Source organism: Psychrobacillus sp. NPDC093180, from assembly GCF_044754065.1.
Classification (GTDB): Bacteria; Bacillota; Bacilli; order Bacillales_A; family Planococcaceae; genus Psychrobacillus.
This window is the reverse complement of the sequence record NZ_JBIVOJ010000002.1, coordinates 214,915-228,505: the sequence shown is the minus strand read 5'-3', so window position 1 is coordinate 228,505 and position 13,591 is coordinate 214,915. Positions and strand designations below refer to the sequence as shown.

Annotated in this window: 12 protein-coding genes; 4 read left to right on the top strand and 8 right to left on the bottom strand. The window is 37.3% G+C overall.

What is annotated here, in order from left to right; translation table 11 throughout:
* The first annotated feature begins 39 nt into the window (after positions 1-39).
* Positions 40-537: a TRAP transporter small permease gene (locus ACIP9W_RS04175; protein ID WP_400786359.1), complete on the top strand. Its 498-nt coding sequence runs from the start codon at positions 40-42 to the stop codon at positions 535-537.
* Positions 525-1,790, top strand: coding sequence for a TRAP transporter large permease (locus ACIP9W_RS04170; protein ID WP_400786357.1), 1,266 nt, complete (start codon positions 525-527; stop codon positions 1,788-1,790). The genes ACIP9W_RS04175 and ACIP9W_RS04170 overlap by 13 nt, the downstream gene beginning before the upstream one ends.
* A 144-nt stretch (positions 1,791-1,934) precedes the next feature.
* Here the strand turns inward: ACIP9W_RS04170 and ACIP9W_RS04165 are convergent, their stop codons facing one another.
* Positions 1,935-3,647 carry a GMC family oxidoreductase gene (locus tag ACIP9W_RS04165; RefSeq protein ID WP_400786355.1) on the bottom strand — a complete coding sequence of 571 codons (1,713 nt, stop codon included), beginning with the start codon at positions 3,645-3,647 and terminating at the stop codon, positions 1,935-1,937.
* 21 nt (positions 3,648-3,668) lie between these two features.
* Entirely contained in the window at positions 3,669-4,418 is a 750-nt protein-coding gene (locus ACIP9W_RS04160) for a gluconate 2-dehydrogenase subunit 3 family protein (RefSeq protein ID WP_400786353.1), read from the bottom strand.
* 339 nt (positions 4,419-4,757) lie between these two features.
* Between ACIP9W_RS04160 and ACIP9W_RS04155 the strand changes: the two genes are divergently transcribed.
* The gene (locus tag ACIP9W_RS04155; RefSeq protein ID WP_400786876.1) at positions 4,758-5,588 is read left to right on the top strand and encodes an alpha/beta fold hydrolase; all 831 of its coding nucleotides are present in this window, start codon (positions 4,758-4,760) and stop codon (positions 5,586-5,588) included.
* A 184-nt stretch (positions 5,589-5,772) separates the two neighbouring features.
* Positions 5,773-6,696, top strand: a complete 924-nt coding sequence (locus tag ACIP9W_RS04150) for a LysR family transcriptional regulator (RefSeq protein ID WP_400786351.1) — start codon at positions 5,773-5,775, stop codon at positions 6,694-6,696.
* A gap of 37 nt (positions 6,697-6,733) precedes the next feature.
* Here ACIP9W_RS04150 and ACIP9W_RS04145 read toward each other — a convergent pair whose 3' ends face one another.
* From ACIP9W_RS04145 to ACIP9W_RS04120, 6 genes are all read right to left on the bottom strand, one after another.
* A complete protein-coding gene (locus ACIP9W_RS04145; RefSeq protein ID WP_400786349.1) occupies positions 6,734-8,176 on the bottom strand; it encodes an APC family permease in 1,443 nt (480 codons plus the stop codon).
* Positions 8,177-8,202: 26 nt separating this feature from the next.
* Positions 8,203-9,156 carry an amidohydrolase family protein gene (locus ACIP9W_RS04140; protein ID WP_400786347.1) on the bottom strand — a complete coding sequence of 318 codons (954 nt, stop codon included), beginning with the start codon at positions 9,154-9,156 and terminating at the stop codon, positions 8,203-8,205.
* Positions 9,153-10,361 carry a CaiB/BaiF CoA transferase family protein gene (locus tag ACIP9W_RS04135; protein ID WP_400786345.1) on the bottom strand — a complete coding sequence of 403 codons (1,209 nt, stop codon included), beginning with the start codon at positions 10,359-10,361 and terminating at the stop codon, positions 9,153-9,155. Before ACIP9W_RS04135 ends, ACIP9W_RS04140 begins: the two co-directional genes overlap by 4 nt.
* Before the next feature lie 23 nt (positions 10,362-10,384).
* Positions 10,385-11,758: a phenylacetate--CoA ligase family protein gene (locus ACIP9W_RS04130; protein WP_400786343.1), complete on the bottom strand. Its 1,374-nt coding sequence runs from the start codon at positions 11,756-11,758 to the stop codon at positions 10,385-10,387.
* A gap of 301 nt (positions 11,759-12,059) precedes the next feature.
* The gene (locus tag ACIP9W_RS04125) at positions 12,060-12,944 is read right to left on the bottom strand and encodes an NAD-dependent epimerase/dehydratase family protein (RefSeq protein WP_400786340.1); all 885 of its coding nucleotides are present in this window, start codon (positions 12,942-12,944) and stop codon (positions 12,060-12,062) included.
* Between the two features lie 53 nt (positions 12,945-12,997).
* On the bottom strand, positions 12,998-13,465 hold the full coding sequence (locus tag ACIP9W_RS04120) for a nucleoside deaminase (RefSeq protein WP_400786337.1): 468 nt from the start codon (positions 13,463-13,465) through the stop codon (positions 12,998-13,000).
* Positions 13,466-13,591: the final 126 nt, after the last annotated feature.

The following is a 13,591-nucleotide window of genomic DNA, read 5'->3' as shown; positions in this document are numbered from 1 at the left end:
TGTATCCGAAATACAAAGTTAATAAGGGGAGGAATTTTATTGAGAATTTTAAATTTTATTGAAAGCGCTTTATCCGGACTCTTTTTCCTTGTAGGTATTGGCATAAGTCTCTACTCCGTCTTTATGAGGTATGTAATCGGGGCTTCTCAAAGCTGGGCAACAGAAGTTTATACGATGCTACTTGTATGGGCGATTTTCATAGGCTTCTCCACAGCTTTAAAAGATGACAGACATATCGCAATAGAATTTCTGTACGACAAATCAGGCCCAAAGATGAAAAGCTTCTGTCAAATCATTACTTTTGTAATTGGGATTGGATTTAGTATATTTATCTTTTGGACAGGCTTAGAGATGGTATTAGTGGCGCACGAACAAGCTATTAAAACGATTGATCTTGGCTTCCCTATTTGGATTAATTATTTGATCATGCCAATCGCGGGTGCATTGTTATTTATACGTTTCTGTGAGAAAGCCTATAGATTTTTTGTGAAAAAAGAAGATGTTACAGGCGGGAGTGATTTAGAGTGGCAGCAATAATCGTTATTGTTCTATTATTTGTGTTAGCTTTTTTACGAGTTCCTATCGCGATAAGTTTAGTCGTTTCCAGTGTCACCGGTCTATTTTTAGTAGATTTCTCGCTTAACACAGTTATTCAAAAAATGTTTACCGGTGTGAATAGTACTACGCTAATGGCCATCCCTGGTTTCGTGTTCGCGGGATTAATAATGGCTAAGGGTGGAATTTCTAAGTATTTGATCGAGTGTATTAAAACTTGGGTAGGTCATACAAAGGGTGGTTTATCTGTCGTAGCTGTACTAACTTGTATGGTTTTTGCTGCAATTTCCGGGTCTAGCCCCGCTACTGCAGCGGCTATTGGAGCGATTATGATTCCAATGATGGTAAAAGCAGGATATGACAAAAATTACGCAATGGGATTAGTGGCTGCAGCTGGGACACTAGGAATATTAATTCCTCCTTCTATCCCACTTATCCTTTATAGTTCTGTTTCGGAAGAGTCCACTGGAAAACTATTTTCTGCAGGTATTTTACCAGGTATATTGCTTGGTGTTGCATTAATGGTTTATGCAGTAATTGTTGCACATCGAAAAGGATATGGCGGATTAGAAAAGGTGCCTTTAAATGAGCGTTGGAGACCTACTTTAAAAGCTATATGGGGATTAATAATGCCCGTCCTTATATTAGGAGCGATTTATAGTGGTATTGTTACACCAACAGAAGCTTCCTTTCTAGCTTGCTTATACGCTATTATTGTTTCCATTTTTATTTACAGAGAATTAGATTGGGCTAAATTTAAGCAAATTCTAACAGAATCTGTTACTACGACATCGATGATCTTTTTAATTATTGCTGCCGCACTTATATTAGGAATGTTTTTAACAACAGAACAAATTCCTCAAGAGTTTGCTACTTGGGTAAGTGATAGTGGATTTAACAAATGGACATTTTTAATCATCATCAGTGTTGTATTTTTTATTCTTGGAATGTTCCTAGAGCCAACTGCAATCATCCTAATCACACTTCCGATTTTATTGCCAATTATTACAGCTTTGGATATCAACGTGATCCATTTCGCAATTATCATGGTAGTAAATATGGAGCTTGGTATGATTACACCACCTGTTGGACTCAATTTGTTTGTTGTCAGTGCTATTGCCGAGGAAAAAGTCGATCGTGTAATAAGAGGTGTAGTACCATTTTTCGCCATCTTCGCGATTGTACTTGCACTTATTATCATTTTTCCTGAAATATCATTATTTCTTGCAAAATAATAGTAAGACAATAATAAAGCCAAGAACCATTGGATTTCTAAAATCCTGGGTTCTTGGCTTTGTTTTGTTATTTTGTCCTAACAATGAGCTAGTTGTCAGGCATTTAACGAAATGCCTCTATTATTTATAACTGTATTTATTATTTTAGACGAGTGATCCACCCGATTTACTGTATTTAATAATACCTTCTGCGCTCTTGTATGCTAATGCCCCTACTGTTCCAGTCGGATTGTATCCACCGTTATGTGGGAAATTACCAGCTCCAACAACAAATAGATTCTCAGCATCCCAATGCTGTAAGTAAGTATTAACTACGCTATTATCAGGACTTGCCCCCATAATCGTACCGCCCGTATTATGTGTTGTCTGATAACCGACGATATCATAGTCAGTAATAGGATTTTTACCTTCGACTGTTTTTGCACCCATTTCTTTCATGATATTCTGCGTAACTTCGGTGATATACTTATGCAAAGCACGGTCTTGATCAGTAAAGTTATACGTCATTTGAAGAAGTGGCAATCCATAAGCATCTTTATAGGTACTATCTAAAGAAAGGAAATTTTCTTTGTGTGGCATGGATGCACCTTGGGTTCCAATTCCTAATGTACGAGTAAAGTTATGAATAGAGTTCTTTTTGAATTCCGCTCCCCATGTAGGCGTATCACGTGGGATTGGATTGGTTTCAATCGGTCTGGAACCTGTTTGAGTAATGGAAATACTACCACCATGAATAAAATTCAAATCACTATGATCGAAATTATCGCCATTAAAATCATCAATTGTCATACCAAGTGCTCCCGCACCCATAAATGTATTCATCTGCTCATCAAAATAACCTGTGGCACCAGGAAGAACTTGATAGCAATAATTCTTACCTAGCGTACCTCTTCCAGTGTCCGGATTATATTGTTCACCTATGTTAGATACCATTAAAAGTTTTGCATTATTCATCACATAACTTGATAGGACAACTACTTCTGCTTCTTGGATAAATTCCTCACCAGAGAGTGTGTCTAAGTATTTAACGCCGGATACTTTATTGCCGCTTTTGATCACTTCCACGACATTTGATCGGAATCGCATTTCAAAGTTATTCGTTTTCTCTGCCGTCGGTATTACAGTTATTTCGGGAGAACTCTTTGCACCATATTCACAGCCGAAACGCTCACAGAAACCACAATATTGGCAACTATTGATCGCTGCTCCATCTGGGTTCGTATAAGGCTCAGACAAATTGGCTGAAGGCAGCATAAACGGATTATAACCCATTTTCTTAGTAGCGCTTTCAAACTTCTTTAATATTGGTGTCCTTTTCATCGGTGGTGTTGGGAATGGTTGAGCACGTTTCCCCCAAAAAGGATTCGTATCTTCCCCAGAAATTCCAAGTGTTTGTTCATATTTATAAAAATAAGGTTCTAACTCATCATAAGTTACTCCCCAATCTTGCAGCAAATAATCTTTCGATAGTTTATTGGGTCCGTACTTTTCATCCGTCATCGTTTTAATTTTAAAATCATAAGGCAAGAATCTCCAAGAATGTCCGTTCCAATGCGTCCCGGAACCTCCAAGTCCCTCACCAAGTAAAAAAGAGCTTAATTGACGCATTGGGAGCGCAGGCATTTTACGATGATTTCGAATAGTAATCGTTTCTTTTGAAAGGTTTTGCATCAACTCATATCGAACCGCATAACGATATTCGTCATGAACCTTCAAATAATCTTCCGTGTTTCGCGCTTCGCCTCTTTCTAAACCAAGAACCTTTAGACCCGCTTTCGCACATTCAGCAGCAATTATACCGCCTGTCCAACCTAATCCAACAACAACAACATCTACTTTTGGTAATGTAGTAGCCATTCGAAATACCCCTCTCTCCTCTTACATGCTGCCAAGTGACTTTGGCTCGATTTTTTGGAATTCTTCTTTTTCAATTACGGCAATATAGGACATTTGGTGACCTGGAAACCCTTTCATTCTCCAGCCGTCCATATTATTGTTCCCGCTATACATCGGATCGGAGTAAGCACCTTCTAGAGTTGCAGATCGAAGCATTCTAAAGAAAAATGCAGCGGTCGTTCCCGACATCTTCACTTCATCCTTTGAAAAAGCAGTTAAAATTTCATCCATTTGTTCCGGCTCAAGACTTGAAAATCCGTTATCAAATCTTTTATTTGCCTCTTCTTCCAGTTTCTCAATACCTTGCTTAAACACATCAGCTCGTGTTAAACGGCTTTGGTATCCTTGTGTTGGAGCACCTACCGCAAATGGCCCGTGCATATACTCTTTCGAATTGCTTCCATACTGACCGGCTAATTGACGATCAATAAAATAAGGGACTCCTAACTCAATTGCACCTGGTCCTAAATCGTCTTTAGGAAAAATACGTTCTGTCGCATTCGAAAGCACTTCAAAATCTCGGTTGTTCTTGAAAAATTGGAACCCTGCATTCGCGTGTTGAGTATGATCACTCGGACTAGTCCCTTTTGGTGCAGTAGCTGATTTGTTGTCATTAACGTTATAACCAACCAATCCACCGATTAATCCCCCACCAATTAAAGCTCCAGCGGCAACTCCCGACGTTTTTAAAAAGTCTCTTCTCGTTGAAAGATTTTTCTTTTCTTCTGGCATACTCATAGTCTCCTTAAAAATAGTGATTTCAAAAAATACCTACTCCCTAAAAGCATAGACAAATATAACCAAACTCAATCACTACCGATAATATTTTTTCTATAATTGCAATTTTACAACCGCTACTCTTTACCCTAAACTTTTTACGTTAAACATAAAAAGTCTCATCTAACTTCCTCACTAACATCTCGAACTAGGTCCGATAGCCTTTCATTTCAGTATTTGCAATATGTATCTAACTTCCTAACGTTATTGGGTGCCAAGTAAATGTAGCGCAACAACAATGATTAGTGCATATCCCATTTTAATCGTTCATACATTAGTAAAGTCGGTAAAAAGCTGCTCATTGGAGGAATACGAATGGGTTATTACGTGAAAGTGGAAAAAGGCGTTAATATTTTTGTGGAGGATATTAACACAACTTCGAATAAAACGATTTTGTTTGTTCACGGCTGGCCCGCGAATCATCGAATGTTTGAGTATCAATTCAACCAGCTTCCAGCGATGGGCTATCGCTGTATTGGAATTGATATTCGGGGGTTTGGGAAATCGAGTAAACCGTGGAGCGGCTATTCCTATGATCGATTGGCAGACGATATCCGTATCATTATTGATACACTAGGTCTGGAAGATATAACACTAGCTGGGCACTCAATGGGAGGAGCTATTTCCATCCGATACATGGCAAGATATAGTGGTTATAAAGTGGCAAAACTTGCGTTAATAGGCGCTGCTGCACCAGCTTTTACAAGACGACAAAATTTCCCTTACGGAAAAACAGTGGAGGAAGTAGATAAACTAATAGAAGAAACTTACACAGATCGTCCTAAAATGCTAAGTAATTTTGGAGATATCTTTTTCGCACGTTACTTATCAAAAGATTTTATTGATTGGTTTCACGATCTTGGATTAGCCGCATCTGGAAACGCTACGGCGAAGTGTTTAGTTTCCCTACGAGATGAGGATCTTCGTAATGACCTACGACATATAAATGTTCCGACGGCTATTTTGCATGGAAAACAAGATAAAGTATGTCCCTACGATTTTGCCGAATTAATGCATCGTAGTATTAAAGGCTCTATATTAATACCGTTTGAATTCAGTGGACATGGTTTATTTTATTGTGAGATGGATAAATTCAATGAGGAACTTGCGAAGTTTATAGGTTGAAAAAAGCTATTTCACAAAGGGGTTTCTATTTGTGAAATAGCTTTTGATTGTTAGAATCACTTCTCATTTTGTAGAAGACAGGCAACTGAAACAACAAAATTTCATATATTATTAGCGATGAGTATGATACGCTTTGATATAATGATCTGAATAGTTAGTCTACGATAAGAAAGGAGAACTATTTATGCAGTTGGAACAATTAGTACATATTCTATATGCAAATAAATATCGTTCATTAACAAAAGCTGCTTCAGAACTTTTTATTTCACAGTCTGCACTTAGTCAATCTATTTCTAAATTGGAAAAAGAGATAGGGGTAATATTATTTGATCGTTCTCGAAATGGAGTTGTGCCTACAGAAGAGGCTTCTTTTTTTCTAGAAAAAGCTCAGAAAGTAATGATACTTATCGATGAAATGAAAGATAAATCTATGGAAATAAAACATTCTAATAGAAAGCTTACAATCGGTACGGTTGCAGGGTTACATTTATACTTTTTAACTCCTGCTTTACTTTCCTTTCAAAAACAATTCCCTCAGCTTGAAATTGAGTATGTGGAAGCTAGTTCCTTGTCATTAAGGGAATCTGTTATAAACCAAGAAATTGATATAAGCATAATAGCTATATATGAAAAGACAATCATCCCTCATGCTTCTTTACATATACAAGCCTTAAAGGACATCCAGTTTTATGTACTAGTATCAAAGGATTCTATATTATCCTATAAAAACTATGTTACTTACGAAGATTTAATTAAACAGCCAATAATTATGTACAATGGTGAATTCATGAATTGGTTTTTAAAAGATTTTATAGATAGAAACGGGACTCTAAATATTCTATTTAAATCCAATAATACAGATACTCTTCGTGAAACGATTGCTAAAGGTAACGCCATCACGATAGAAACGGAAAATGAGCTTTACAGTAATCCATATGTTATATCAGGAGAAATTATTGCTATTCCACTGCACGATTCAGGACTTCCTAAAACCTCTCTTGGTTTAGTCTACTCCACAAAAAAATATTGGAGCAACGAAGAGTCGGAAATTATTAAGTCACTTACTACATATATTACTGAGTGGAAATACCAACCAAGTTTTCCGTAAAAAAGCACTCAATGTTTCCACATCGAGTGCTTTTTTGTTACTCTTCCCCACCGAATAGCATTGCCTTTCGACGATTTTCTTCAATGGTAGAAGAATGGACATATTTAAAGTATACAATTGCTATTACAATTAGTATACCAATTGTAATCATTAATTCCGCAAAATTTAAACCGCCTAATGGGTTAAACGGGGTGTATAGAAACAAATAGAATATAAGCGAAAGAATTGCTAAACCCCCTATTGTCCTACCCCTTTTCACACGATAAGGACGTACTAAATCAGGTTGTATTTTTCTCAAACGAACAAATGAAATAGTAACAAGTAGCCAAGAAAATACTGCAAAGAAACCTACCACATTTACAAGACTTCCAAAAATTTGTTGACTTGTTCCCAATAAAGCTCCAAAGCTAGTAATGATAAATAAAAACTTCGTTGCTTCACCAGGTGTTTTATAAGCGTTATGAATTTTGGCAAACTTAGCTGGAATATATTTTCCTCTTCCCATACTCAGTAAAACCCGACTGGCAGCTATATAAGCAGCATTCCAGGATGTTAGCAATCCAATCAAGGAAGCAATTGCTACAAATAGCATCGGTAAAGAGGAAGAAGGATACATGACTAATAATGAATCGAGTACTACAATTTGTGCAGTTTCACGCAATTGCATATCAGTAGAAAAAGAAGTACCAATAATAATAAAAACATAGAAGAGAACACTTGCCCAAACAGTTATAATTACAATCCTTCCAATTAAAGATGGCTTGATCGATGTTTCTTCCGCTGCCTGTGCAATCGCATTGAAACCAAGTAAAAAGCCTGGAACCATTAAAAGTGTTAGTGATAGTCCCTCAATCCCAGTAAAAAACGGCTTAGCATTTTCCACACTTCCAAGTACAGTTCCACTCGCAACATAAAAAATTGCAGCAAATAATAGGACAGCTACCGTAATGGTTTGAAAAGCTTTGGAGAATTCTATTCCCCTATAATTCATTAGAGCAAAGAATAAGTTTACTACAACTGAAAGAATCACATAAGACAAATAAACTACCTCTCCGCCCAAAGTGTATAGTGGAACAAATTGAGGAACTGGAAATCCCAATGCCCCTAACATAAGGGGTAGCATAATCGTTTCAACAATGATTAAACCAGCGAATATTACGGTGAGGAATGCTCCAGAGAAATACGCCCATTTAGAACCAAGACCTTCATAAGTGTAAACGATATCTCCTCCGGCATAAGGGAGTGCTGAAGACAATTCAGCGTACGTAAATCCTATGAACGTACATAATATTCCTCCAATTATAAATGCAATAATCCCTCCCATACTGCCGGGAATAGTCGACCAAACCCCTCCGTAAATTACCCATGACCATCCTATTACAGCTCCGATCCCTATAGAAAGTAAATCCCATTTAGTCAAAGCTTTGCTTAACGTATTACTCGTTTGAATTGATTGGGTAGGCATATTTACTTTTTGCATGAGTTAACTCACTCCGCTTCTATTTTTTATGAGAGATTTAATTTGAACAATCTATTCGCATTTTCCCAATAATATTTACTTCTTACAGAATCGCGTAATGGCCAATTCTCCACTTCCTTTACTACTTCTGAAAGAGGGATCCCCATTGTCAACCAGTCAGTAGCAAAAAGGATTTTATCTTGGAGCATTCGATCAGCATAGTACATATACATATCCCAGCCTGTATTTTTTTCCGCTACATATTTTGGACGGAAAGCAGAGGTATCAACATATAGATTTTCATATTTTAATAGCATTCCCACCATATCGTTCACCCAAGGCCACCCACCGTGGCCAGCTATGATTTTCAGATTTTTAAAATCTGTCAAAGGTTGTTCCAAATTAGAAGGATGATCGATATAAAGAGAAGTATTCTTAAAATAATTTATCGATGTATGAATCCATATTGGAACACCCAATTCTTCACATAATGCGTAAAGTGGATAGTATCTTCGATCATTAGCAGGTAGCCCATGCTCATATGGAGGAAGTACTACTGCCTTATATCCTTGTTCCGTAAGTGCCTTACGAACAACTTTTAGGCTTTTAACCCCTTTATGAGGATTAAAGCCCGCAAATCCGAAAAATCTATCAGGATATTTTGCTAGTATACTTGCTACATAGTCGTGATCAACTGGTTCCTCATCTCCATTCCTTCCGTAGTCCATATTATGAATGGCATGATAAACTATCTGTGATTCATCTAATTGTTTCATAAAGTTATCCATTGAAAATTGTTTTCCCATTTCTTTCATAACTTCTTGAATAACCAAGTTAATATTTGTTTGCTCGATTTTTTCAAAGAACTTTTGTTTTGTCCAGCCAATCATTTCTGCCCATTGTGGTCCGAATACCTTCAAGTAGCCTTCATTTTCAGGTTCAGGATTCGAAAAACCTTCAATAATGAACTCTGGTAATGTATTTGAACAATCCACCTTCATTCCTCTACCATCTCCTTGTCTTTCCTATTTATTATTGTGTCCCCTAAATATTGTTGCAAAATTTCCTCCGTGTGCTCCCCTATTTTTGATGAGACTACATGTTCTTTTGTAGTAGAACAATAGCGCTGACCGTTAAATAAAATTGGAGAATTGGCAACTTGAATTGTACCTAAAGCATCATGCTTCAATGTAGATATCATTTTACGTTCTATTAAATGGGGATCTATAAGTAAATCATTCACCGTTTTTACATCACCGATGAGGATACCTTCTTTTTGAAGAATATCCATTGTCTGTTGTGCAGTTTGTTGTATTACCCACTTTCCAAACACAGTATTTAACCTCTCCAATTGTTGGCTTCTTTTTTCATACGCATCTTCCGTTTCACCTGCAAATTCCTCCGCGAGATCTTCCCTTCCAATTAAGCGAAAACATGTTTCAAACTGTTTACTTCCCAATGCACAGACCATCACCCATTTATTATCTTTTGTTTTAAATGCATCCCAAGGAGCACCAAACGGATCTGTATTCCCTTTTGTCTCTAAAGTTTCCCTTGTCATACTTGCTCGAATGACAGCATCTTCTAAAACAGATACAGTGCTTTCTAACATACTTACTTCAATTTGTTGTCCCTCACCTGATCCCATTCTTTGATATAATGCACTTACGATTCCAAGTGCTAAATAAATTCCAGAAATTCCATCTGTAATACCAGGACCTGTCTTCTGAGGTGTTCCCCCTTTCTCTCCAGTTAGACTCATTAAACCTCCCAGTGCCTGCGCTATAGGATCGATGCAAGGAAACTGTGCATAGGGACCAAAACTACCAAAACCAGAAATAGAAGCGTAGATTAATGAGGCGTTTTCCATTTTTAAAGAATCATAGCCTATATTCATTTTGTCCATTGTTCCAGGAAGGAAGTTTTCTACTACGACATCAAAGTTTTTTACCAACTGTTTAAAAACTTGTTGATCCTCATGCTTTTTCAAATCTAATGCAATGGATTTCTTATCTCGATTCAGCATATAGAAATAGCCACTTTCCTGATTTTTTAAGGGTGGAAAATAACGAGTCTTATCACCAACCCCTGGCATTTCTACTTTCACTATTTCTGCACCCAAATCTTGAAGTAACAATGTAGCGTAAGGACCTGAATAGACCCAAGTTAGATCTAATATTTTTACACCCTCTAACGGCTTGTGCATATTGCTCCTCCTAGTTAAGCAGTCTATTCATATTTTCTTTCAAACAATGGTGTTTTCGTTAATTGTTTTCCAAGTACTCCAGATTTGCACCATTCAATACTCGGAGTAACACGTAATTCCTGGTGAAGAGCATGCTTTACCTTCTCTTCAATATAGGGTAGATCACTTTCTGTGACTCCTGTTGCTGACTCGATCTTTAGCATAAGTGGCGGGACAACCCGTGGAGGAGGGCTATCTAAAACAATACGAAACTCACCGGTTAACTCACTTTGAAATTTGGATAATACATTTTTGATTGCAGAAGGATAGACATTGACGCCTTTTATAATTAACAAATCATCTGAACGTCCGACTACCTTTACTCGATGTCCCGTAAATCCACATCCTGGACATGGGTCTGTAAAAACCTGTACCATATCGCCAGTAGCATATTTGATACGGGGAAGTCCATTAATTCGTAATTCTGTCATAGTTACTTCCCCTACTTCACCGTTTTTTAGCTCAATAGACTTTTTCGTTTCTGGGTCAACAAGATCCTCCGTGAATAAGGCAAGATCGGGTGCCACACAATGAATTCCATGATAGGTATCTGAATCACATGAAAAACCTAACTCTCCAAGATAATCATAAACTCTACATTTGTAAGCGGTTTCAATTTTGTTTTTTATTTCTGGAATACCAATTCCTATTTCTCCAACGGTAAATAATGCTTTTAGTTGAAGACTTCCTACTCCCTGACCAATCAAATCAGGTGCACGATCAATAAGATGTTCTGCCAAAGATGGCGTCATCATCGCACCACTAGGTTTTGTCATTTGTGCATACTTCATTATCATTTGACTCCCTGCACGCACATCTACATCAATTGGTAATACTCCGTGCTCTCGAACACCGAATAGTATAGAGGAAGTTGCATAAATACCTAACGAATGACTAAACAACAACCGATCTCCTTTATAAATACCCCCGTATTCCAGCATATTAGAGATATACTTATTCATTGTTCGGACATCTTCTGCCGTATAGGTGTAGGTAAATGTTGGTGTTCCAGACGTTCCACTAGTTGTTCCAGTGAAGGCAATTTCATCTGGTCGGCACAATAGATGCTCTCCAAATGGATGCCCCTTTTCCTCTAATGAACGACGCTGACTTTCTCTTTCCATTTCCTTGTTCATAAAAAATGGCATTTTTTTAAAGTCCTCCAATGTTTGAATCTCTTCAGGACGTATCGAAAGTTCCTTAAAAATTTGACGATAATAAGAGGAGTTTCTCGCCGCTCTCCTCAATTGTTTTTGTAACAAAATTTCTTGATATTCTTTTATTTCTTCTGCAGACATTTTATTAAATACAGAATTTGCATAGGGAACCCGTCGTTGTTGTTGCATTATAACAGTCATGTCACAATCGCCCCTTTATATTAACTGATTTTTCCGATTATTAATTTCATAATACTTCTTCACATAAACTTTGAAAACTTCAAAAAACTAATAGTACTATAAGTAAAATTAATAGATTAAGCTAGTTCTGTTACCGAATACCTTACTCAATGAGAAGGGATTATGTAATTAAAAAAATAATAACATATGACCCGCAAATTCCTTGGATAAAAAAACTATTTCACAAAGACTTCCCTTTGCGAAATAGCTTTTATGGCGAAACAATTTTTTATACAGGCAGCAGGCACCTGGAACACTCACCTCAACATTGTTCGGAAATATCTCCTATTAACCGAGGAAGCCATTCTTCCAAATCTCTAAACTCAAAGCCCAAATTTCTAGCCTTTTCATTGTTCATTAACCAAGACGCTGAAATATTAAACGGCGAAACATTGGTTTCATTCGGTAGAGAAGTAATGATCGCAGAAGTTTGTGTCTTTTCTTCTATAGTAGTGATTAGGTCGCTTAACTTAACTTTCCCGTTAGAAAAGGCATTAATTGGACCAGTAAATTCTGAAAGACCAATCCATGCTAAGAATTTTCCTGCTTCTTCTTCCGTAATAAAATCAATGGTTGCTTCTGGATTTACTAAGTGTATCTCCTCTTGATTTCGAATTTTTTCAATATGAAAATGAAGGCGTTTGGTAAAATCATTCAGACCCAACACGATAGGAAATCTCACCGCTACCACAGGAAATGGTGCTTTTTGAAAAAACACTGCTTCCGCTTGCCTTTTTCCCTCATTATAGGAAAAATCCTCTTTTGGCCCTTGAACGATAGTATATTTCCATGGATCGAAATCCTCTTCAACATAGCCTACTTCTCCGTTCCCCACATCGTAAACTGACTTAGAAGAAGTGAACACATACTTTTTCGTCTTATCTTGAAACACTTCTATCGCATCCATTGCTTCTTGAGAAGAATAACAAATTTGATCAAAAATAATATCCCATGTTTCATTGCCGCACTGTTCCTTAAGTTCCGCCACGTTCAATCGATCGACTATGATTCTATTCACGCGTGTTGAAAAAGGATCCTGCGTATTACCTCTTGTCGCGATCGTCACCTCAAAACCTTTCGCTAACAATGCTTCTACTAAATGCACTCCGAAAAACCTTGTGCCCCCTAATACTAGTGCTTTCCTCATTTGCTTCTCCCCTTTGTTTTATTTATTACTCTTCTATCAAACTATTAAAGCACCTACGACAGATTCGTTTTATTAAAATCTCCCCATAAGATCATTGGATTCTCCATTTCTTCTTCAAGCTCCATACTAACCATCCGCAACACTCTTTCTTCCGGTTCCTTTTGTAATTCTTCATAAATAACTGCTGATTTCCCCAGACCCACACTTTTTGCCTCTTCCAAACTTGCACAATAATAAACTCTCTCTACTCCGGCAAAATGCATTGCTGTAAAACACATCGGACATGGAAATCCACTTGCATACATTGTAGTGCCAGATAAATCATTCGTTTGTAAGTACTCTTGTGCACGACGAATAGCCAGCAACTCAGCGTGCCCACTGATATCGTACTTCATATGAAGCTCATTTACCCCATCACCAAGCACTTCTCCATTCTTAACAAGAACTGCTCCAAAAGGCTGTCCCCCATCTCGAACATTTTCGATAGCCAATTCAACAGCGCGCTTCATAAAGTTATCCATGATAAAGTCTCCTCCCTTTGAAAATATAATAGCATAACAACCAAATTTATTACTGGTACCTAAATAATAAAAAGCTGCATTAAAAAATGTACCCAATCGTTAGTCATGTCTAACAAATGGGTACAT